The 22,716-nt window shown below is 34.4% G+C and carries 17 protein-coding genes; 11 read left to right on the top strand and 6 right to left on the bottom strand.

What is annotated here, in order from left to right; translation table 11 throughout:
• Position 1 precedes the first annotated feature (1 nt).
• From atpD to MTX13_RS05570, 3 genes are all read right to left on the bottom strand, one after another.
• Positions 2–1,510 carry a F0F1 ATP synthase subunit beta gene (gene atpD / locus MTX13_RS05580; RefSeq protein ID WP_250433392.1) on the bottom strand — a complete coding sequence of 503 codons (1,509 nt, stop codon included), beginning with the start codon at positions 1,508–1,510 and terminating at the stop codon, positions 2–4.
• A gap of 169 nt (positions 1,511–1,679) precedes the next feature.
• On the bottom strand, positions 1,680–3,167 hold the full coding sequence (locus MTX13_RS05575; protein WP_250433391.1) for an SGNH/GDSL hydrolase family protein: 1,488 nt from the start codon (positions 3,165–3,167) through the stop codon (positions 1,680–1,682).
• 4 nt (positions 3,168–3,171) lie between these two features.
• Positions 3,172–5,925 (bottom strand): TonB-dependent receptor, encoded by a 2,754-nt coding sequence (locus tag MTX13_RS05570; RefSeq protein WP_250433390.1) that lies wholly within the window; start codon positions 5,923–5,925, stop codon positions 3,172–3,174.
• A gap of 229 nt (positions 5,926–6,154) precedes the next feature.
• Here MTX13_RS05570 and MTX13_RS05565 point away from each other — a divergent pair, with 229 nt between their 5' ends.
• The 3 genes from MTX13_RS05565 to MTX13_RS05555 are packed head-to-tail and all read left to right on the top strand — an operon-like array spanning position 6,155 to position 9,008.
• Complete coding sequence (locus MTX13_RS05565; RefSeq protein WP_250433389.1) at positions 6,155–7,477, top strand: arylsulfotransferase family protein; 1,323 nt, start codon at positions 6,155–6,157, stop codon at positions 7,475–7,477.
• Positions 7,474–7,617 (top strand): hypothetical protein, encoded by a 144-nt coding sequence (locus MTX13_RS05560; protein ID WP_223032507.1) that lies wholly within the window; start codon positions 7,474–7,476, stop codon positions 7,615–7,617. Before MTX13_RS05565 ends, MTX13_RS05560 begins: the two co-directional genes overlap by 4 nt.
• On the top strand, positions 7,617–9,008 hold the full coding sequence (locus MTX13_RS05555; RefSeq protein ID WP_250433388.1) for a sulfotransferase family protein: 1,392 nt from the start codon (positions 7,617–7,619) through the stop codon (positions 9,006–9,008). Before MTX13_RS05560 ends, MTX13_RS05555 begins: the two co-directional genes overlap by 1 nt.
• A gap of 8 nt (positions 9,009–9,016) precedes the next feature.
• Here MTX13_RS05555 and glmS read toward each other — a convergent pair whose 3' ends face one another.
• The 3 genes from glmS to MTX13_RS05540 are packed head-to-tail and all read right to left on the bottom strand — an operon-like array spanning position 9,017 to position 13,293.
• Positions 9,017–10,864, bottom strand: coding sequence for a glutamine--fructose-6-phosphate transaminase (isomerizing) (glmS, locus tag MTX13_RS05550; RefSeq protein ID WP_250433387.1), 1,848 nt, complete (start codon positions 10,862–10,864; stop codon positions 9,017–9,019).
• A gap of 6 nt (positions 10,865–10,870) precedes the next feature.
• Complete coding sequence (locus MTX13_RS05545; protein WP_250433386.1) at positions 10,871–12,460, bottom strand: DUF4270 domain-containing protein; 1,590 nt, start codon at positions 12,458–12,460, stop codon at positions 10,871–10,873.
• Positions 12,461–12,483: 23 nt separating this feature from the next.
• On the bottom strand, positions 12,484–13,293 hold the full coding sequence (locus tag MTX13_RS05540; RefSeq protein WP_250433385.1) for a glycogen/starch synthase: 810 nt from the start codon (positions 13,291–13,293) through the stop codon (positions 12,484–12,486).
• Positions 13,294–13,401: 108 nt separating this feature from the next.
• On the opposite strand from MTX13_RS05540, the gene panC reads away from it, so the two are divergent.
• The 8 genes from panC (at position 13,402) to MTX13_RS05500 (ending at position 22,709) form a co-directional block, all read left to right on the top strand.
• Positions 13,402–14,250 carry a pantoate--beta-alanine ligase gene (panC, locus tag MTX13_RS05535; RefSeq protein ID WP_250433384.1) on the top strand — a complete coding sequence of 283 codons (849 nt, stop codon included), beginning with the start codon at positions 13,402–13,404 and terminating at the stop codon, positions 14,248–14,250.
• Between the two features lie 13 nt (positions 14,251–14,263).
• A complete protein-coding gene (gene panD, locus MTX13_RS05530) occupies positions 14,264–14,614 on the top strand; it encodes an aspartate 1-decarboxylase (protein ID WP_250433383.1) in 351 nt (116 codons plus the stop codon).
• Positions 14,615–14,629: 15 nt separating this feature from the next.
• The gene (locus tag MTX13_RS05525) at positions 14,630–15,586 is read left to right on the top strand and encodes a lysylphosphatidylglycerol synthase transmembrane domain-containing protein (protein ID WP_394801239.1); all 957 of its coding nucleotides are present in this window, start codon (positions 14,630–14,632) and stop codon (positions 15,584–15,586) included.
• 80 nt (positions 15,587–15,666) lie between these two features.
• Positions 15,667–16,815, top strand: coding sequence for an alpha/beta hydrolase (locus MTX13_RS05520; protein ID WP_250433381.1), 1,149 nt, complete (start codon positions 15,667–15,669; stop codon positions 16,813–16,815).
• Positions 16,815–18,176 (top strand): DNA repair protein RadA, encoded by a 1,362-nt coding sequence (gene radA / locus MTX13_RS05515; protein WP_250433380.1) that lies wholly within the window; start codon positions 16,815–16,817, stop codon positions 18,174–18,176. The genes MTX13_RS05520 and radA overlap by 1 nt, the downstream gene beginning before the upstream one ends.
• A gap of 70 nt (positions 18,177–18,246) precedes the next feature.
• Complete coding sequence (ileS, locus tag MTX13_RS05510) at positions 18,247–21,651, top strand: isoleucine--tRNA ligase (protein ID WP_250433379.1); 3,405 nt, start codon at positions 18,247–18,249, stop codon at positions 21,649–21,651.
• A gap of 4 nt (positions 21,652–21,655) precedes the next feature.
• On the top strand, positions 21,656–22,036 hold the full coding sequence (locus MTX13_RS05505; protein WP_223032519.1) for a TraR/DksA family transcriptional regulator: 381 nt from the start codon (positions 21,656–21,658) through the stop codon (positions 22,034–22,036).
• 58 nt (positions 22,037–22,094) lie between these two features.
• Entirely contained in the window at positions 22,095–22,709 is a 615-nt protein-coding gene (locus MTX13_RS05500; protein WP_250433378.1) for a DUF4097 family beta strand repeat-containing protein, read from the top strand.
• Positions 22,710–22,716 lie beyond the last annotated feature (7 nt).

The following is a 22,716-nucleotide window of genomic DNA, read 5'->3' as shown; positions in this document are numbered from 1 at the left end:
ATTACGCTTCAGCTAACATTTTCTCTCCAGCTTCAATAGCTTCTTCAATAGTACCCTTAAGGTTAAACGCTGCTTCTGGTAAGTGATCTAATTCACCATCCATAATCATGTTAAATCCTTTGATAGTTTCTTTAATATCAACTAATACCCCAGGAATACCTGTAAATTGTTCAGCAACATGGAAAGGTTGCGATAGGAAACGTTGTACACGTCTTGCTCTACCTACCGCCAATTTATCTTCTTCAGATAATTCCTCCATACCAAGAATAGCAATAATATCTTGTAACTCTTTATAGCGTTGTAATAGCTCTTTTACACGTTGTGCACAATCGTAGTGCTCATTTCCTAAAATATCAGCAGTTAAGATTCTTGACGTAGAATCTAATGGGTCTACCGCAGGGTAAATACCAAGTTCAGCAATTTTACGAGATAATACCGTTGTTGCATCTAAATGGGCAAACGTTGTTGCAGGAGCAGGATCTGTTAAATCATCCGCTGGTACGTAAACTGCTTGTACAGATGTAATAGAACCTCTTTTAGTTGATGTAATACGCTCTTGCATAGCACCCATTTCTGTTGCTAATGTTGGTTGGTAACCTACCGCTGATGGCATACGACCTAATAATGCAGATACCTCTGAACCGGCTTGGGTAAAACGGAAAATGTTATCTACAAAGAAAAGAACATCTTTTCCTTGACCATCTCCAGCACCATCACGGAAATATTCAGCAATTGTTAAACCAGATAATGCTACACGAGCACGTGCTCCAGGAGGCTCATTCATTTGTCCGAACACGAAAGTTGCTTTCGATTCTTTCATTTTAGATTTATCAACTTTAGATAAGTCCCATCCACCTTCTTCCATAGAATGCATGAAATCATCACCATAACGAATAATTCCAGATTCTAACATCTCTCTTAATAGGTCATTTCCTTCACGGGTTCTTTCACCTACACCAGCAAATACTGATAAACCACCATGGCCTTTTGCAATATTGTTAATTAACTCCTGAATCAATACAGTTTTACCTACACCAGCACCACCAAATAATCCAATTTTACCACCCTTTGCATATGGCTCAATCAAATCGATTACTTTAATACCTGTAAACAAAACTTCTGTAGAAGTAGATAAGTCTTCAAATTTTGGTGCCTCTCGGTGAATTGGCAATCCAGAATCACCAGCTTTAGGTAAATCACCAATACCATCAATGGCATCTCCAATTACGTTAAATAAACGTCCGTAAACATCTTCTCCAATTGGCATTTGAATAGGTGCGCCAGTAGCAACAACTTCTGTTCCTCTACTTAAACCATCTGAAGAGTCCATAGCAATAGTACGTACCGTATCTTCACCAATGTGAGATTGTACTTCAAGTACTAAAATAGAACCATCAGGTCTTTTAATTTCTAATGAATCGTAAATTTTTGGAAGTTCAGCATCTGTACCGAATTCTACGTCGATTACTGGACCTACTATTTGTGCAACTTTACCTGTAACTTTTGACATTACTTATCTGTTTTTATTTTGCTAAATTTTTAATCCGAAAAAACACCTCGTTTTTCGCGCTGCAAAGATATTATTTTAATTTAAAAACCACATGAATTTTTTAGGCTTTTTTAGACATAAAAAAATGCCCTCTAAAAGAAGGCATTTTAATTTTATTTTTTAGTGTAATTTATTGAAGCGTAGGCGAGTAATTTGTTGGGTATTCGCCAACATCAACTAAATTACCAGATGCTTCAAAGTTTGAACCATAAGTAGCATCAATGGCTTTCATAAATTCGTTGGCAGCAACAGCGTAACCTCTTGATGTTAAGTGCACACCGTCCAAAGAAAACATCCCTCCGGTAACAAGGTCAGAGGTTAAAATAAAGCTTCCAGAAGCAATACCCGTACTGTTTAATTCGGACAATAAAGCATTAGCATCAACAAAAGCTAAACCAGCTTGGTTTACAGCGGCTTGTATTGTTGCGTTAAAACTATCTACAGCAGCTCTAATTTCATCTTGCTCACTTGGTAACAACACCCATTTATCTGCTAAAGGAACAGCTACACCATTTACAGTTAAAGGATTTCCAGGAACTGCTTCTGTACCAATGAAAGAACTTGCAGGAAGAACAAATAAATCATCAGCTGTAGCTTGTCTATAATTAGGTAAACCTAATCCGCTTAAATCAGTTAAGGTTTCATCTTCAATAACTACAGCATTGGTCGGAGATTCTTCAAACATTATAGTTCTTGCTTCCGCTTCTTCGGCAGAAATTAATCCGTTAGCTAAAGCTAACTGTAAGCCACCATTATAAGGAGCATAAGCTTGATTAACAAGTCCTGCTGTTGCAGCGTCTAATGGAATAACATCATGTGTTACAGTTGTAAAATGAGCAATATCAGTAACATAAGGTATGTTGGCAACAACACCTTTTGCTCCTTGAGATGTTAAAGTTGAAATTAAAGTAGAAATCGCAAAATCAAAAGTTGGTTGATCAGTAATAGGGCTCGTTCCATCTCCACCCGTTGTAGCATAACCCAAAACATCGTTGTTACCTATCCATAAAGAGAAGAATGTGGGTGCTTGAGCCATTGATAGTTCTAAAACACTAGCATCAGGAGTTGAACCTGTCATTCTTACAAAATATGGGTTGGCATTAGGCAAATTCATTATGTTACCGTAGCCAGGCGCTAATAAATGAAAACTTCTTGCACCAGGAACCCCCATGTTATTGAATGGTCCAGTTGGATTGTTTAAAGCAATATCAGTACTAACAGTTATGGGGCCTATTACAGATTCTAAAGGAACAGGTGCACCTCCAGTAGTTACTAGTCTTGGACTGGCAATTCTATTGCCCGCTAAAGCTAGTCCACCAAAATTATCATTCATTAAAGGTTGCGTAAAAGAGCCTCCTCCTGTCATTGCAAATTTGTCTGCTAAAATATTTGGAAAAGAATTTTCTTGAGTCGCTATAAATAAAGCTCCATCTGAAAACCCAGAAGTTAATGAATTACCTAAAGAAACATAGGTTGAAAAATCGGCCTCTCCTGAAGTTAATGGAGGTAATGGAGCTGAACCATTTGATGAATCATCATCATTACTACAAGCTGTAGTAAGTCCTAGAGCTATTAGTAATAGCCATAAATATTTTGTATTCATAATTATCTTTTTCATGTTCTTATAAATTGTTTATTACAATAGATGCATAATACATAGATCCAATAAATCCTGTACCAATTGCAGTGAAATAATCATCACCCAATAAGTTTGTTCCACCTACCTTAATTACTGATTTTAATTTTGGAATAGTATAGCTTAATTGGGCATCAAATGTATTGTATGAAGGAACTTGACCATCTCCAAATGTAGCTTGCCAGAAATATGTATCACTCCATCTCCATGCTGTATTGAAACCAAAGTTTTTAAATACGTTAGTATTACCAAAAGACACTTTTACTTTGTGTTCAGGAGTGTTGAAGCTAGTTCTAAAATCTGGATCAGATGCTTGATCAAAATCTTGTTTAGCAAAAGTATAATTAGCACCTAAATCAAAATCACCTAACACTTTAGTTGTAAGCCCAATAGATCCACCATAAGAATTTACATTAGCATCTGAATTGGTATAGGTTTGATATTCTTGAGTATCATCAAAATTAATGGCGTTTACAGATAAAGAGTTATCCCCAACTTGTCCATATAATGGAGCAATAACACTTTCATTAGAGATAAAATTCTTATAAGAGTTATAATAAACACTAGCGTCAACAATTAAGCGATTTAATTTCCCACGGTAACCAACTTCAAACGAAGTAACCTGTTCTGGTTTAACCAATTCAGAATTACCAATTTGTAATAAACTAGCATCTCTCGATCCCGGCGTATTACCACTAGCTAAATAGGCTTCTACAGATGCATTTGAATATGAATTAGTATATGCGCTTCCAGCAGACTGACTAATAGTATTAGGTTGAGAAGGGTTGTTTACACTGTACGATCTAACATATCGGTCTAAATTGTCTTCAGCAGAACCAATTAACACATAAGGACCGGCATCTAAACCAATAAATAAATCCTGTGTTGTTGGGTTTCTAAACCCAGTTTGAAAGGATCCACGAATATTATGATTGTCATTAACCGTAAAACCAGCTGCAATCCTAGGAGATACAAAACCATCAAACAATTCTGATTTATCATAACGAACAGATCCAGTTAGTTTTAAATCCAAACTTTCAGATAATTCAAAGTCCTTTTGAATTTGGGTATATACACCGTATTCGGAATAATTGATAGCTCCATCAGTGTCAGTATAAATCGTTCCTGATGAGTTTAAGCTATATCGTCTGTATGAACCACCAACTTGAATTTCAGCAAAATCAGTTAAATGACTAAAGTTGTAGTTAGCATCAGCATGGTAATATTTTGACGCATCTTGAAATTTAGATCCTGTAGCTAATTCCGGGTCATTTATACTACGATTGAAAGCTCTTTGAAATTCAGGAGTTCCAGGTAGATACCTTCCAGATTCAGCTGCTGCTCTTGCAGCTGCATGAGCCTGATCTTCAGTGGCACCACCTAAAGTCGCTGCGGCAAAAGTTTGGATATAGTCACCAAACCAATCTTCATCACTTTTCCAAGCTCGGTTAATTTGAATACCAGTAACTGTCATGTCGTAAGAGTCTCCAGCTTTATCAGCTACAACATATCCTCTTACAAAGAAGTTGTTATTCCTTACTTCAATTTTATGCTGCTGTTGTGTAAACCCATTAATATAATAGCGGTTAGAACCTTGATAAATTGTAGATCCCGTTCCAATCTTTCCAACATAAGCTATTTCCAAATCATCAGCCCAAGGTCTAAAATATAACCCCCAATCAGCTTTAACACTTTCTGCGTTATAGTCGGTTAAGTCACTTTCACTATATCCCGTTCTACTTACTGTCACATCGGGAATAATTCCTAAACCACCTGAAGCAGCTCTAATATTAGTTGCAACTTCATCACCATAAATATTATAGCCATCATAACCTAAACTAGCTCGAGTAGCTCCTGTTCCTGGTTTTCCATCAATATTATTAGCAACCCAATCGGTACCACTTAACCAACCAAAATTTACTTTTGCCGCAAAATGATCGGTGAATTTATGTGCCAATCTAATACCAACATCGGTATAGCTATTATCTCCACCCGCATCTTGCGATGTTATTCCTTGTTTAATATAACCGCTAATTCCTTCAAAATCAAATGGATTTTTACTCCTCATAAATAAAATACCATTAAAGGCATTTGCACCATACAAAGCAGATGCAGCACCTGGAAGGAGTTCGACACTTTGTACATCGGTTTCAACCATTCCAACCAAATTTCCAATAGGGAAGTTTAAAGCAGGAGTTGAATTATCCATACCATCAACCAACTGCATGAAACGGTTATTTGAAAATGTAGCAAAACCTCTTGTGTTTATAGATTTAAATGTTAAACTATTTGTGTTTATATCTACACCTTTTAAATTTTCTAATCCACCATAGAAATCGGCCGAAGCGGTATTCTTTATTTCTTTAAGTCCAAAACGTTCTACGGTTACCGGAGATTCAAAGATACGCTCTGGTGTTCTGGATGCTGAAATAACGACTTCATCCAAAGATGTACCTTCTTTAAGTACAATACGAATCTCTTGATTATTAGAAGTTACTTCAACAGTTCCAGATTCAAAGCCAATATTACTAGCTTGAACTGAAAAAGGAGGGTCTTGATTTACAGTGAGGGAAAAGCCACCATCAAAATCAGTAATTGTTCCGGTAGCTGTACCAACTACTATTACATTAGCACCTGGAACGGGCTGTTCATTGTCATCCACAACTGTTCCTGAAATTGTTGTTTGAGCAAAAGTAATGGCGCCACAAAACAACAATAAAATTGAAAGAATTGATCTCATGTTTAAGATTTAGTTAATTATTACTTGAGCAATATAAATAATTCTTCCAAAACAGAATAAATTATTTATAAAAATTATGCATGCATAATATTAATTGTCTAAAAAATATAACGAAAAATGGTTATTTGATAAAATTATTAGACTGTAAAACATCTTTTATTAATCATACAAATCTTTATTTTTATTTTAGATTTGTTAAATAAGGAGATTCAAATTAATTTAAACTCGCATGAAAACAATAAGAAAAATAGCATTGTTTATAATAGCTTTATTCTTTCTCATGATCTGGAGTGGTGTAATAAGAAATGTAACATTGGGAGGAACGAGTATGGGACCATTAACTACTCCAATAAGATCGTTTTCTGAAGGCATTTCTAATATGAAAAGAACCTATGAGTATATAGTTAATGCTCCAGATTATTATATAAAAACCAAAGATGAGGATCGTGAAGGCATAAACAATTTGGGTTATAATTTATATGGTTTGTATTCTTTTAGAAATGGAAACGAATATAAAATCCAGTTAAAGAACTTTAAAGATAATACAATAAAGTATGAATGGATAATTCCCGAAGACAGATTATCTAGCAGATATAGTGTTGATGAAAACGACAGATTATATCCTGCGATGCTTATGCACAATAAAGATATAATTGTTTCCTGTAACGAAAGACCCGGGCTTTTTCGGGTTGATGCTTCATCTAAAGAAAAATGGTTTAATAGTGATTTTATTTATCATCATGCCATGAATACCGACTCGCTAGGTAATATTTGGATACCAGGAGTTGATCATGATAATGGTAAAATAGTACCCAAAAAAGTGTCTTTAGATGGAATAATAACGGACTATAGAGATGATGTTATTGTTAAAATTGATGCAGTAACCGGTAAAACACTCTACCATAAATCACTGACCGAAATTTTTAGCGAAAACAATTTAGAATATCTAATCAATAAAAGCCCCTATACTAATGATCCTTTCCATTTAAACGATATACAACCTGCATTATTTTCATCTTTATATTTTGAAGAAGGTGATTTGTTTTTGAGCTTTAGAAGCCCTTCATTAATAATTCAATATCGACCAGGAGAAAACAAAGTAATTAAAGTTTTTGAAGGCCCTTTCTTATTTCAGCATGATGTCGACATAATAGCGTCTAATGCGATAGCAATTTTAAATAATAATACCATAGCAACTCAAATAATACAAAAGGAAATAGAATTTAAACCTACAAATCAAACGGTTGACCGAAAAATAAACCATTCAAATGTACTTATTTATAACTTTGAAGAAGATACCTATACGCCGCTTTTTGAAGAACCGTTTAAAGAGCATGGTATTTTTACGGATGCCGAAGGTCTATACCGTATATTGCCTAATGGCGATTTGTTTTTTGAAGAGCAAGGATCTGGGATTCTTTGGGTTTTGAATGAAAAAGGTGTGGTTTTAAAAACAACCCTAGAAAGTAATATTGAAGGGTATCATTATTTACCTAATTGGACAACAACTTATTTAGATAATGAGTTGGAAGCCTTAAATTATAAGTTATGACATTATACATTGGCCCTGGAATTGGTATTGGTACTTTACTAATTATTTTATTTATCGCCCTACTGGTTATTTTCGCCTTTGGTGTGGTTTTATGGATTCCTATTAAACGCTTTTTTCGTAAACTATTCAAAAAACAGTAATGGTTTATTATTTATTAATAGGTCTTTCGGGATTTATATTTATTGGCCTGTTAATCTATTTTCGCAAACATTTTTTTGCAGCATTAGAGGCAACATTAAGCCTGTCTAATGCGGTTTTGTCTAAAGAAGACGAACTTGTTAAGCAAAAAAACCTTATTGAAGCATTAAAGAATATGTTATTGGCTTTGGGTAAAAACATTGGCCTTTTGGCTATTATAGTTTTTATAACATGCTTACCAGTTTATATTTACTTGCGCTTTCAAAATATAGAATTTCAAAGTTCAGATACCTCATCTACTTGGTTTTTTGTAAGCATGTCTGTAGGGAGCATTATACCATTTTTAATTAAGAGAAAAACACCTTCTGAAGATTATTCTGAAGCTTCAATTTTATTCCACAAACTTATTTTGAATAATTACAATATTGGGAGGTTGTTGTTTTCATTTGACAGTAAGTTTAAAAAAGAAAAGATTTCAGAAGATAAAGAGATTTTTTTAATTGTTTCTGGCCTTGCTAGGGCAGGAACCACTAGCCTAACCGATCAATTATTTAAAGCTGGTAATTTTAGCTCTTTAGATTATTCCAATATGCCTTTATTGTTAGCCCCTAATCTTTGGAAAAGAATGTATAATCCAAAAAAAGCAAAATTGAAAGAGAGAAAACATGGGGATAAAATGCTGTTTGGTTTAAATACAATTGAAGCGCTTGAAGAATATTTTTTTAAGGTGTTTTTAAATGATTCTTTTATTTCCAAAAACTACTTAAATAAACACGAGATTACCGAAGAAGTTTATGATAATTATATGAAATATCAAGCTTTGGTAAGGCAAAACAATACATCTACTTATTTGTCAAAAAACAACAATATTATTTTAAGATATGAATCGTTACGTAAATTTAATAAATCGTTCAAAGTAGTTTTCCTGTTTAGAAAACCAGAAGTACATGCATATTCTTTGTTAAATCAGCATAAACGGTTTTCTGAATTTCAAACAGATGATGAATTTATGCAAACCTATTTAGATTGGTTAGGCCATCATGAATTCGGAAAAAATCAAAAAGTGTTTAAATTTACTGATAAGGATTTAGAATTCCCTTACGAGAAGTCTACACTTAACTATTGGTTAGCGATTTGGCTAAATTATTATAATTATTTATTGGAAATTGAAGATGAAAACTATTTGCTAATTGAATATTCAGATTACTTAAATAAACCTCAAAAGGTAATGGAATACATTGAAAGCGAAATGAGCATGTCTTTCGATTATTCTCATCTCATTCCTTTTTCAAACAATAGAGATATTGATACTTCGGCATGTGACAAACAATTATTGGAAGCCGTCAATACTGTTTACGACAAACTTAAAGGCAAAAAAGTGTGTTTTAAATAGCAGCAAACCTATTCTACAGTTACCGATTTGGCTAAATTTCGAGGTTGGTCAACATTTTTACCTAACATAACTGCTATATGATATGATAATAACTGTAGCGGTATAGTTGTTAATAGCGGTGAAAGCGGTTCTAAAGTTTCAGGTACTTCAATAACATGATCAGCCAATTCTTTAACATGGGTGTCACCTTCAGTAACTATTCCAATAATTTTTCCTTTTCTGGATTTAATCTCTTGAATATTACTCACTACTTTCTCATAATGCCCTTTTTTGGTTGCAATTACAATTACAGGCATTTGTTCGTCTATAAGAGCAATAGGGCCATGTTTCATTTCAGCAGCAGGGTAACCTTCGGCGTGTATGTATGATATTTCCTTAAGTTTTAAGGCACCTTCTAACGCAACGGGGAAATTATAACCTCTACCTAAATATAAGCAATTTCGGGCTTCTTTATAAGTGTCAGCAACGGCTTTTATGTGCATGTCCGAAGTTAATGCTTTAGCTACTTTTTCTGGAATAAGTTCAAGTTCTTGTAAATGATAGCGATAATCAGAATTTGAAATAGCGCCTTTAGCTTTAGCGAGTTTCAGGGCAATTAATGAGAGCACAGTTATTTGTGTTGTAAATGCTTTTGTAGAGGCAACGCCAATTTCTGGGCCAGCATGGGTGTATGCACCAGCATTGGTTTCTCTAGCAATAGAAGATCCTACCACATTACATACTCCAAACACAAAAGCACCATTGGCTTTAGCAAGCTTAATAGCAGCAAGAGTATCAGCAGTTTCTCCAGATTGAGAAATGGCTATAACCACATCCTTATTTGTAATAACTGGATTACGGTATCTAAATTCTGATGCATACTCAACTTCAACAGGAATTCTTGCTAAATCTTCAAATATATATTCAGCAACTAATCCTGCATGCCAAGATGTGCCACAGGCAACAATTACGATACGATTGGCGTTAAGGAACTTTTCTATATTATCATCAACACCAGACATTTTTATGATGCCTTTTTTTACTAACAATCGTCCTCTGTATGTATCTTTAATCGCATTAGGTTGCTCGTAAATTTCTTTAAGCATAAAATGGTCGTAGCCGCCTTTTTCTATCTGCTCAAGATTCATTTGTAATTCCTGTACGTAGGGGTCTACCAAAGAATCATCTTTTATTTTTCTAATTTTTATATCCTTGCCTGAACGAATAATTGCCATCTCCTCGTCTTCAAGGTACACGGCATTTTTTGTATATTCTATAAAAGGAGATGCGTCACTGGCTATAAAAAATTCATTTTCACCAATACCAACAGCCAAAGGACTACCAAGACGAGCTATAACAATTTCGCCTGGTTTTGTTTTGTCAAAAACAGCAATGGAATAAGCGCCTACAACTTGATTTAAGGCAATTTGCACTGCTTTGCCAAGTTTAACATCTTCCTTGATTTTTACATCTTCAATTAAGTTAATTAAAACTTCAGTATCTGTATCAGACTTAAATGTGTAACCTCTTGAAATTAACTCTTTACGTAAAGAATCATAATTTTCAATGATACCATTGTGAATTATTACCAAATTTCCAGAATTGGAATAATGAGGATGAGCATTTAAATCATTGGGAACACCATGTGTAGCCCAACGCGTATGGCCGATGCCTAAATTAGCATGTGTAGTTATTTCATCTGCAACGCGGTGTTCTAAATCGGCTACTTTACCTTTAGTTTTAGATACTTTTAAGTCGGTACCATCAAAAAGGGCAATACCTGCACTATCGTATCCACGATATTCTAAACGTTTAAGTCCTTCAATAATAATAGGATAAGCTTCTCTATGACCAATATAGCCTACAATACCACACATATAGTTTTATTTATCTGGTTCTGTATAATATAATTCGAATTTTACTTTTTTGTTATCCGGAACATTAGAATTAGAGCCATAAAGCACGGTTCCTCTTGGAGACATCACTGAACCAGAGTGTGTGTCAGTATCATCATATTCAAGTGCTGTTGCTTGCTGAATCTCATTAACATTTGTAGAAACATAAACGCCAAGTTTTACATTTGTTGAGTCCCGTAACAAGATGTTGTTTAAATGTTCCGTTAGGCGAAATTTATACTTGACACCTTCGTCATTACTGTCTCGCTCTAATATTTTTGAATAAAAAGATTTAGACAACGAAGGGTTTGCATTGTTTGTAGTTCCATCGAAAAAATAATCTACAATAGGCACATTATTTTCTAAATCTATTAACATAACTCTATTGGGCTCTTCGCCATTTACCTGATTTTGATCGACGTAAAGCGTAAGATTGGCCTCGTTTATAAGCCAAGAGTCCTTTTTGCTCTTAAAGTATTCCAATGCAGGAACACCTGTTCCTGTTTCCGGATCTTCAAATGTACCATTAAATAGGTCTATGACTGCCATAGAGCCTTCGCCTCCTTTAAGGTATAAGGATTGATCGCCGTCAATAGGATCTGCATTGGCATCTGCATCAGCAATAACGGTATTTGTAGGGTCGTTTTCAAGAATATTTAAACGGTTGCCAGTAAAGTTCATTCTTATAAAACTATCATCCTTAATTTCTAGAGGATCACCATTTTCATCTATAGTAGTTTCAATTACCCAACTATAATATACAATGACATTGCCTTGAGAAAAATTCATCATCATCATATGGCCATTACCAGTCATAGCTTCTTCAATTTTAAAGTAAAGTCCTCTAAAATAATCTTTAAAGTTGTTTTGATTGCTTATTTCGGGTTGAGAGCCAGCATTTGGAGTGTTAAAAAAGAATAAGTTATCCCAAAACTCATTGCCATTGTTTAAATGCACTCTTAAACTAGGAGCTATTGTTTCTTCATCATTTATTACAATTTGTTGATCATTGGGTAAAAACTCATCATTCTCATATAATAGTTCGCCAATAAAATTGTCAAAATTGATTGTTTGATTTGAGTTAGAGTAATACTTCTGTGCTTCAGATAAATTACTATCTGGGTCAAAATCGCGTAAAAAATAATTGTTTTGATAAATGGTAAGACTCACAGGTTCGTCACCAAACAAGGAATCTAATTCGTATAAAGGGGTGCCTTCAGCATCTGCACCAATGTTTTTGGCGTAGTAAGGAATTGTTAAAATTACCGAGTCTACAGCTATATCTTCAGGAAAATTAAAGCCAAATGAAGTTGGTACAATTTGAGTTACCACACTTCCTGTTGTTTGTCCATAAATAGGGTCATTGTATATGCCCATTAAATTAGATGACAGGTTATTTGTTTGAACTGGGCCTAATTTCCTATTAAATGAAACAACGGGAAATTTAATGGAATCAGTATTAAAATTCGTGATTCCTTCAATATCTGTCTCTACAGTTGCGTAATCATCATCACAGGCAAAAAACATAATAAGTAATATACCTGATATATATTTTAAAGGGCTTAAAAATCTTTTCATAGTTGTTTTTTCAAGAAATAGGCTTATCCTAAAACTTCATTATTGTAAAACTCGGTATAAGCTTCACTAAACTCATCTTTTGATTTGTATTCTAAAATTGGTTTTTGAGAATCTTTTAAATGCGTTGTTAACTCTTCAGGAATTTCCTCAGAACCAATAATTAACGCATCAGAATGGTCAATGGCAACTTTCATTAAGTTGTTGTAGGTAGGCTTTTCTAAAGACTTAATGGCTTCACTATCTATGTTGTCAAATTTTATTTTGTCTTGCATGTCCTTATTTAACGCACCTTCAAAACTTTGATTGTATATAGATGTAACAATTTTACTTTCGTTAAATAATGGCTCATCTTTATAGAACTGTTTTAAATACAACGGTAATAAAGAGGCTAACCAACCATGAACATGAATTATGTCTGGAGACCAGTTTAATTTTTTAACAGTTTCAATAACACCTTTGGCAAAGAAAATGGCACGCTCGTCATTGTCTGGGAATAAATTTCCATCTTCGTCTGTTAAAGTGGCTTTTCTCTTGAAATACTCGTCGTTATCAATAAAATATACCTGAATACGCTCTTTCGGAATTGAAGCAACTTTAATTATCAATGGCATATCTAGGTCGTTTATCACCAAATTAATACCAGATAGTCTAATTACTTCATGTAGCTGGTGTCTTCTCTCATTTATATTGCCGTATCTTGGCATAAAAATTCGAATTTGACCGCCTAGTTGATTTACCATTCTAGGTGCTTCAAATGACATCGATGAGATTTCGGTTTCAGGTAAATAAGGCACTACTTCAGATGATACATACAATATCCTCTTATCTTTCATATATTTTATTGTTTTGAAGATTCAAAATAAAAAACACGCAAAAGTACAAAAATTTATGCAAATTGCCTTTAAAATATTAAGTTTGCACGCGTTAATTTTTTATTAAAGGTGAAGGTTTTTACAGAAAAAGCTAAAATTAAAAATGAAATTTCTTTTCTAAAGAAAAAGAAACAATCTCTTGGTTTTGTTCCTACAATGGGAGCACTGCATGATGGTCATTTAAGTTTGGTGGAAGAAGCGTTAAAAAACAACAATCAGGTTGTGGTAAGCATTTTTGTCAATCCTACACAGTTTAATAACGCATCAGATCTAGAAAACTATCCCAGAACTTTAGAGCGTGACATTAAACTCCTTGAAACCGTTTCAAACGAAATTATGGTATATGCGCCCGCAGTTGAGGATATTTACGAAGGTCAAACCAAGTCTGAAAGGTTTTCTTTTGATGGATTGGAGTTTGAAATGGAAGGGAAGTTCAGGGAAGGACATTTTGACGGTGTTGGTACTATTGTAAAACGATTATTTGAAATTATAGAGCCTGACAACGCATATTTTGGTGAAAAGGATTTTCAACAGTTAGCTATAATTAAAAAGCTTGTAGAAAAGCACAGTATACCGGTAAATGTGCATGGTTGCAAAATACATAGAGAACCTGATGGGTTAGCTATGAGTTCTAGAAACGAACGTCTTAAACCTGAATATAAAAAAGAAGCACCTTTTATCTACAGAATTTTAAATTCTGCCAAAAAAAAGTTTGGCACAAAAAGTGCTAAAGAAGTTACGGAATGGGTTGAAAAACAGTTTGCTAACAATGCATTATTGCAATTAGAGTATTTTATTATTGCGGACACCTCAACCTTAAAACCAGTAATAAGAAAATCTCATAAAAAACAATACAGAGCCTTTATAGCTGTATATGCAGATGATATTAGACTAATAGATAATATCGCATTAAATTAATTATCTTTGCCGCATGCAAATTCAAGTAGTAAAATCTAAAATTCACAGAGTAAAATGTACAGGTGCAGACCTGAACTATATAGGAAGTATAACCATAGATGAAGATCTTATGGATGCAGCCAACATTATACAAGGTGAAAAAGTGCAAATCGTTAACAATAATAATGGTGCGCGATTAGAAACTTATGCCATCCCTGGACCTAGAGATAGTGGCGAAATCACGTTGAATGGAGCCGCTGCTAGATTAGTGTCTCCTGGCGATGTTTTAATTTTAATTACCTATGCCTTTATGGATATTGAAGAGGCTAAAAAGTTTAAACCATCATTGGTGTTTCCAGACGAAGCCACTAATAAGCTTATTTAAAAGTTGAATTCATACGTGAAAAAAATATTAAAAATAGGGCTCCCAATATTGTTGGGAGTTTTTTTAGTATGGTATTCACTATCTAAAGTGTCGTTTTCAGAGTTATTGGTTTACTTTAAGAAAGCCGATTATTTTTGGATTGTTCTCGGTATGATTTTTGGCTTTTTAAGTCACTTATCCAGAGCTTACAGGTGGCGTTTTCAGCTCGAACCTATGGGTTATAACATAAAATTACCAAATAGTATTATGGCCGTGTTTTCGGCTTATTTAATAAACTATACCATTCCTCGAGCTGGCGAAGTTGCAAGAGCATCTATTATTACAACATATGAAGACGTGCCTTTTGAAAAAGGATTTGGAACCATAGTTGCCGAACGTGTTGCCGATTTAGTTGTGGTTATGGGTATTGTTGTTTTTACCTTATTTCTTCAGTTTGATTTTATAATGGCGTTTTTAACCGAATCATTTAATCCTAAAAGTTTAATTATTGGTGTTCTTGGATTATTAGTTTTTGGTATTTTGTTTATTGTTTACATAAAAAAAAGCCAATCAGCTTTTGCGATAAAAATAAAAACATTTGTATCTGGCTTGGTTGAAGGTATTTTGTCTATTTTTAAAATGAAGAAAAAATGGGCTTTTATTTTTCACACCCTCTTCATTTGGTTTATGTATGTTATGATGTTTTACGTTACATCATTCGCCCTTGAAGAATTACACGGCATTCCATTTGGTGCTGTACTAATAGGTTTTATTTCGGCTAGTTTTAGTATAGCCGCTACAAATGGTGGAATTGGTTCTTATCCAGTTGCCGTTTATGCTGCGTTTTCAATTTTTGCAATTCCTGAAGAACCTAGTATTGCTTTTGGATGGATAGTTTGGACTTCTCAAACTATTGTACTTGTTGGATTAGGCGGATTATCTTTATTGCTATTGCCAGTCTATAATAGAAACAAGGCCTTAAAAGCAGAATAAAAACAATTTCAATACGGTAAATTTCTTTTATACTTATGGCTTAATTTCATAACTTGCCATGAATATTTAACCGTTTTAAAATGAAACAACTAATCTGTCTTTTTGCACTAATAGCATGCATGCAAAGCGCCATTGCCCAAGTGATTTACGAACCGTTTGAATCAGCAAAATTAGGAGAAACACGTGAAGTTAAAATTCAACTCCCTAGGGGTTATGATTCTAATGAAGATAAAGCTTATCCCATTATTTTAGTTTTAGATGGCGACTATTTGTTTGAAGCCGTTGCAGGAAATGTAGATTATTACTCGTATTGGGAAGATATGCCAGAGTCTATTGTTGTTGGGATTAATCAGGTTGATAGTCGTAGTTCAGATATCATCTATTCCGAACAAAATTCATTACCCATTGAAAGCGGTGCAGCATTTTTCGAATTTATAGGTATGGAACTCCTTCCATATCTAGATAGCACTTATAGAACGGTAGAATTTCGAGTAATAGTTGGTCATGGTGAAACGGCTAATTTTATAAATTATTTTTTACTTAAGCCGCAGCCTTTATTTCAAGCTTATGTTACAATAAGTCCAGATTTAGCACCAGACATGACAAATTACTTGTCCGAAAAGCTCTCAAAATCCGAAGGCAAACTATTTTATTACATGGCCACTTCTGATAATGATATCAAGCACATAAAATCAGGAGTAACAGAACTGAATAATGCTATAAGTACTTTGGAAAATAAAAATTTGCTGTATAGTTTTGATAATTTTGAGAAGTCTACTCACTATGAGCTTCCAGCACATGCTATTCCAAACGCTTTAGAGGATATATTCTTGGTTTTTAAACCCATAAGCAAGACAGAGTATAAAGAAACCATTTTAAAACTTGAAGGTTCTCCAGTTGAGTATTTAACTGAAAAGTATCAAACTATTGAAGATTTATTTGGAATACAAAAGCAAATTCTCATCAACGACTTTAATGCTATTGAAGCTGCCATTGATAAAACCGAAAAGTTTGAGTATTTAGAGGATTTAGGAAAAATAGCTAGAAAAGAATACCCAGAGACACTTTTGGGTAATTATTACCTAGCTCGTTTTTACGAAGAAACAGGCGAACCTAAGAAAGCAATGAAAACGTATCAATCTGCTTTTGTTCTTGATGAGATAGCAGGTATTACAAAAGATGAAATGCTACGTAGGGCAGATGCAATAAAAGCTGATTTCGGATATTAATGGCTAAAGTAAAAACAACTTTTTATTGCCAGAATTGTGGTACGCAATATGCTAAATGGCAAGGGCAATGTAATGCTTGTAAAGAGTGGAATACCATTGCCGAAGAAGTTATTCAAAAGCCCGAAAAAAGTGATTGGAAATCTTCAAATTCCACTAAAATTAAGCGAGCTTCAAAACCATTATTGATTAATGAAATTGATGTGTCGCAAGATGCTAGAATGCTTACAAGTGATGGCGAGTTTAACCGAGTTTTGGGTGGAGGAATTGTTCCAGGCTCCTTAACATTATTGGGAGGTGAGCCAGGTATTGGTAAAAGCACCTTACTATTGCAAATTGCATTAAAACTACCTTATAAAACGCTATATGTTTCTGGAGAGGAAAGCCAGAAACAAATAAAAATGCGGGCTCAACGCATTAATCCCAACAGCAATAATTGCTACATTTTAACTGAAACCAAAACTCAAAATATCTTTAAACAAATTGAGGATTTGGAGCCAGATATTGTAGTGATTGATTCTATTCAAACACTACATAGTGATTATATAGAATCCTCTTCGGGAAGTATATCGCAAATAAAGGAATGCACTACGGAGTTTATCAAATTTGCTAAAGAAACCGCAACACCAGTTTTGTTAATTGGTCATATTACTAAAGATGGCAATATTGCGGGACCAAAAATTTTAGAGCATATGGTCGATACGGTTTTACAATTTGAAGGTGACCGCAATCATGTGTTTAGAATTTTGCGAGCCAACAAAAATCGTTTTGGTTCTACTAACGAATTGGGTATTTATGAAATGCAAGGTTCTGGTTTACGTGAAGTCTCAAACCCGAGTGAGATTTTAATTTCAAAAAAGGATGAAGAACTTTCAGGTAATGCCATAGCTGCTACATTAGAAGGTATGCGACCATTAATGATTGAAGTGCAGGCTTTGGTAAGTACAGCCGTTTATGGTACGCCTCAACGTTCTGCAACCGGTTTTAATGCCAAACGTTTGAATATGTTACTGGCAGTATTGGAAAAGCGAGCAGGATTCCGACTTGGCGCCAAAGATGTCTTTCTAAATATAACTGGAGGCATCACGGTTGATGACCCAGCAATAGATTTAGCAGTGGTAGCTGCAATTTTATCTTCTAATGAAGATGAAGCTTTACAACGTGATTTTTGTTTTGCTGCCGAGGTTGGTTTGTCAGGAGAAATTCGTCCAGTACAGCGTGTGGGACAGCGTATTCTGGAAGCTGAAAAATTAGGATTTTCTACCATTTTTGTTTCCAAATACAACAAAATAGCTTTAAAAAATACAGTTATTAAAATCCAAATGATTTCAAAGATTGAAGATTTAGTAAGTTTTATTGTTTAAAAACCTCTAAACCAAGGTCTGTTTTGTCAAAATTCATTAATTTCGCAGGTCGAAAAGAATGAATGTACTCATGAGCACTAAATTTCCTGAATATAAAGGACTTAACTTACCAAAAGTAGCTGAAGAAATTCAAAACTATTGGGAAGAACATAACATATTTGAAAAAAGCGTTACTACACGAGAAGGTCACAAACCGTATGTGTTTTTTGAAGGGCCACCTTCTGCAAATGGATTGCCTGGTGTGCACCACGTATTAGCACGTGCTATCAAAGATATTTTTCCCCGTTACAAAACCATGAAAGGTTTCCAAGTAAAGCGTAAAGCTGGTTGGGATACCCACGGATTACCTATTGAATTAGGTGTGGAAAAAGAATTGGGAATTACAAAAGAAGATATTGGTAAAACCATTTCGGTTGAAGATTACAACGCTGCCTGCCGTAAAGCAGTTATGCGTTACACTGATGTTTGGAATGACCTGACTCAAAAAATGGGTTACTGGGTTGATATGGACGATCCATACATTACCTACGAACCTAAATACATGGAATCGGTTTGGTGGTTACTAAAACAGATATATAACAAAAGTTTGTTGTATAAAGGTTATACCATTCAACCATACTCTCCAAAAGCTGGTACAGGATTAAGTTCGCATGAGTTGAACCAACCAGGAACCTATCAAGATGTAACAGATACAACGGTTGTTGCGCAGTTTAAAGCTAATGAAGCATCGCTTCCTGACTTTTTACAAAACGAAGGAACCATTCATTTCTTGGCTTGGACTACCACGCCTTGGACGCTTCCAAGCAACACAGCTTTAACTGTTGGTCCAAAAATAGAATACGTTTTAGTTGAAACTTATAATCAATACACGTTTGAACCTATGAATGTGATATTGGCTAAAAAATTAGTGAATTATCAATTTTCAGGAAAATATAACCGTGTTGAGGAAAAATCAGAATTACTAGATTATAAATCAGGAGACAAAAAAATCCCTTACTATGTTATTAAGGAATTTAAAGGAGCTGATTTAGTTGGGATAACTTATGAGCAGTTATTGCCTTATGCCTTGCCAAATGACAATCCAGAGAACGCCTTCAGAGTTATTGCTGGAGATTTCGTAACGACAGAAGACGGAACTGGAATTGTACATACTGCGCCAACCTTTGGAGCCGATGATGCTTTGGTTGCTAAACAAGCAACACCTGAAGTACCACCAATGTTGGTAAAAGATGAGAATGGAAACTTGGTGCCACTTGTAGATTTACAAGGTAAATTCCGTCCAGAAATGGGTGAATTTGCTGGGAAATATGTGAAAAATGAATATTACAATGATGGCGAAGCTCCTGAAAGATCAGTTGATGTAGAGTTAGCTATTAAATTAAAAACCGAAAATAAAGCCTTTAAGGTTGAAAAATACAAACACAGCTATCCTAACTGTTGGCGAACGGATAAACCAATTCTTTACTATCCGTTAGATTCTTGGTTTATAAAAGTGACTGATGTTAAAGACAGAATGTTTGAATTGAATGAAACCATTAATTGGAAACCAAAAGCAACTGGAACGGGTCGTTTTGGGAATTGGCTTGCTAATGCCAACGATTGGAACTTATCGCGTTCGCGTTATTGGGGAATTCCTCTGCCTATATGGAGAACCGAAGATGGGAAAGAAGAAATCTGTATCGGTTCAGTTAAGGAACTAAAAGCTGAAATGGCAAAAGCTATTGAGGCTGGCGTAATGAAAGCTGATATTTTTGCTGATTTTGAAGTAGGAAACAATTCCGAAGAAAACTATGCAAAGTTAGATTTACATAAAAACATTGTTGATGAAATTGTGCTCGTATCGCCATCTGGACAACCAATGACGCGTGAAGCAGACTTAATTGATGTTTGGTTCGATTCTGGTTCTATGCCTTATGCACAATGGCATTATCCGTTTGAAAACAAAGAAAAAATTGACCAGAACGAATCATTTCCTGCCGATTTCATAGCTGAAGGTGTTGACCAAACACGTGGTTGGTTTTATACGCTACATGCTATTGGAACCATGGTTTTTGATTCGGTAGCCTATAAAAATGTGGTGTCTAACGGATTGGTATTAGACAAAAACGGACAAAAAATGTCTAAACGTTTAGGGAATGCTACAGATCCTTTTGAAACCTTATCAACTTATGGTGCAGATGCCACACGTTGGTACATGATTTCAAACGCAAACCCTTGGGACAACCTAAAATTTGATGTAGATGGTATTGAGGAAGTAAAACGTAAATTCTTCGGAACACTTTACAATACTTACTCATTCTTCAGTTTATATACCAATTTAGATAAATTCAATTATAGCGAAGCAGATATTCCGTTAGAAGAACGTCCAGAGTTAGACCGTTGGATTTTATCTGAACTACATACGCTTATTAAAAAGGTAGATGAATTCTATGCAGAATACGAACCTACTAAAGCAGCAAGAGCTATATCAGACTTTACACAAGAATATTTAAGTAACTGGTATGTGCGTTTAAGTAGAAGACGTTTTTGGAAAGGCGATTACCAAACCGATAAAATTTCAGCTTATCAAACGCTTTATACATGTATGGTAACGCTTGCAAAATTAGGTGCGCCAATTGCACCATTTTACATGGATAAACTTTACCAAGACTTAACACAAGTAACACAAAAAGAAAATGTTGAGAGTGTACATTTGGCAGAGTTTCCGAAATACGATGAAAGTTTTGTAGATAAAAGCTTAGAGCGTAAAATGGAAAATGCACAAACAATATCATCGTTAGTATTGTCGTTAAGAGCTAAAGAGAAGATAAAAGTACGTCAGCCACTGCAAAAAATAATGATTCCGGTTGATAGCAAACAACAAAAGGAAGAAATTTTAGCAGTAGCTAATTTGATAAAGCATGAGGTAAATGTTAAAGAAATTGAGTTGTTAGAAGATGCGTCTGATATTTTGGTGAAGCAGATTAAACCAAACTTTAAGGTTTTAGGCCCTCGTTTTGGTAAGGATATGAAGGTTATAGCCAGTACTATTATGCAATTTACGGCCGATGATATTAAAAAAATCGAGCAAAATGGAGAAATAGCGGTTGAAATTAACGGAAAAAGTCTTACTTTAGGACTCGAAGATGTAGAAATTACTTCTCAAGATATTGAAGGCTGGTTAGTGGCCAATGAAGGCAATTTAACAGTAGCTTTAGATGTTACAATTTCTGATGATTTACGAAAAGAAGGAATTGCTCGTGAGCTCGTAAATCGTATTCAAAACTTACGTAAAGATTCAGGATTTGAAGTCACAGATAGAATTGATGTGATACTTCAAAAAGATGAAAAAATAGTTGAAGCAATTGAAACGAACATGGCCTATATAAAGGCAGAAACATTAACAAAAGAATTAGAAATAAAAGATCAAATAAATAATGGTATAGAAATTGTTTTCGATGATGTAAATACCAGATTATTTATTCAAAAACATTAAGATTATGGGTGTAGATACAAACGTAAGATATTCAGATAAGGATTTAGCTGAATTCAAAAAACTTATTCAGGAGAAGATAGATAAGGCACAACACGATTTAGAGCTTATTAAAAGTGCTTATATGAATGACCATAACAATGGTACAGATGATACCTCTCCTACATTTAAAGCTTTTGAAGAGGGAAGTGAAACCATGAGTAAGGAAGCCAATTCGCAATTGGCAATTAGACAAGAAAAATTTATTCGCGATTTAAAAAACGCTCTTATTCGTATTGAAAATAAGACCTATGGTATTTGCCGTGTTACTAAAAAGCTAATAAGTAAAGAACGTTTAAAGTTAGTGCCTCATGCCACGTTGAGTATCGAAGCAAAAAACATGCAATAAACATTCTGCTACTATAAATCTAAACGCTTCGATATAAATTGGAGCGTTTTTTGTTTTTATGAGAACAGTTATTCTTTTCCTTTTTTTATCAGGTCATCTATTTGCCCAAAAAATAATCCAAGAACAAATAGATGCCTCACAAATAACTGCGGTTTCTATTTCTGGAGACGGGATGTTTAAGATAGATATATCAACCCAAAAAACCAATGTTGCGGACATAACTTTAAATATTGAAGGTGAGAATTTTGAACAAGTTATTCTTCAAGCTTATAGGAAACACGACACACTGTTTTTGGGAAGTGCATACCAACCTTTATTTACACTTCCAGATGATAAGTTAAGCGCCCATAAAAAAATATCAATAGAACTAACTGTGGTAATTCCAGAACATTTGGCGGTTGATACATCGAGTGATATAGCTTCTGTTTTTGTAAATGGAATATACGAAAACTTAATAGCCCAATTACTAAATGGGCATTTTAATGCAACGGCTTTTTCAGGCAACTTATTGGTTAATACGTTGCACGGAAATATAGATGTAAATACTAATGCCGCTGAATTAAACTTAAAATCAAAAAACGGTAGTATTAAACAGCAGACCATTAATAATGGAATAAATAAAATAACGCTGCATACTGTTAATGGAAATATAAGCGTAACAAAAACCCAATAATATTCCT

This window comes from Hanstruepera flava (assembly GCF_023634025.1).
Taxonomy (GTDB): domain Bacteria; phylum Bacteroidota; class Bacteroidia; order Flavobacteriales; family Flavobacteriaceae; genus Hanstruepera; species Hanstruepera flava.
This window is presented reverse-complemented; position numbering and strand designations above follow the sequence as displayed.

Bases quoted from the DNA above. Each gene is read 5' to 3' on its own strand.
- atpD (WP_250433392.1), bottom strand. From the start codon at position 1,510: ATGTCAAAAGTTACAGGTAAAGTTGCACAAATAGTAGGTCCAGTAATC.
- MTX13_RS05575 (WP_250433391.1), bottom strand. From the start codon at position 3,167: ATGAAAAAGATAATTATGAATACAAAATATTTATGGCTATTACTAATA.
- MTX13_RS05570 (WP_250433390.1), bottom strand. From the start codon at position 5,925: ATGAGATCAATTCTTTCAATTTTATTGTTGTTTTGTGGCGCCATTACT.
- MTX13_RS05565 (WP_250433389.1), top strand. From the start codon at position 6,155: ATGAAAACAATAAGAAAAATAGCATTGTTTATAATAGCTTTATTCTTT.
- MTX13_RS05560 (WP_223032507.1), top strand. From the start codon at position 7,474: ATGACATTATACATTGGCCCTGGAATTGGTATTGGTACTTTACTAATT.
- MTX13_RS05555 (WP_250433388.1), top strand. From the start codon at position 7,617: ATGGTTTATTATTTATTAATAGGTCTTTCGGGATTTATATTTATTGGC.
- glmS (WP_250433387.1), bottom strand. From the start codon at position 10,864: ATGTGTGGTATTGTAGGCTATATTGGTCATAGAGAAGCTTATCCTATT.
- MTX13_RS05545 (WP_250433386.1), bottom strand. From the start codon at position 12,460: ATGAAAAGATTTTTAAGCCCTTTAAAATATATATCAGGTATATTACTT.
- MTX13_RS05540 (WP_250433385.1), bottom strand. From the start codon at position 13,293: ATGAAAGATAAGAGGATATTGTATGTATCATCTGAAGTAGTGCCTTAT.
- panD (WP_250433383.1), top strand. From the start codon at position 14,264: ATGCAAATTCAAGTAGTAAAATCTAAAATTCACAGAGTAAAATGTACA.
- MTX13_RS05520 (WP_250433381.1), top strand. From the start codon at position 15,667: ATGAAACAACTAATCTGTCTTTTTGCACTAATAGCATGCATGCAAAGC.
- radA (WP_250433380.1), top strand. From the start codon at position 16,815: ATGGCTAAAGTAAAAACAACTTTTTATTGCCAGAATTGTGGTACGCAA.
- ileS (WP_250433379.1), top strand. From the start codon at position 18,247: ATGAGCACTAAATTTCCTGAATATAAAGGACTTAACTTACCAAAAGTA.
- MTX13_RS05505 (WP_223032519.1), top strand. From the start codon at position 21,656: ATGGGTGTAGATACAAACGTAAGATATTCAGATAAGGATTTAGCTGAA.
- MTX13_RS05500 (WP_250433378.1), top strand. From the start codon at position 22,095: ATGAGAACAGTTATTCTTTTCCTTTTTTTATCAGGTCATCTATTTGCC.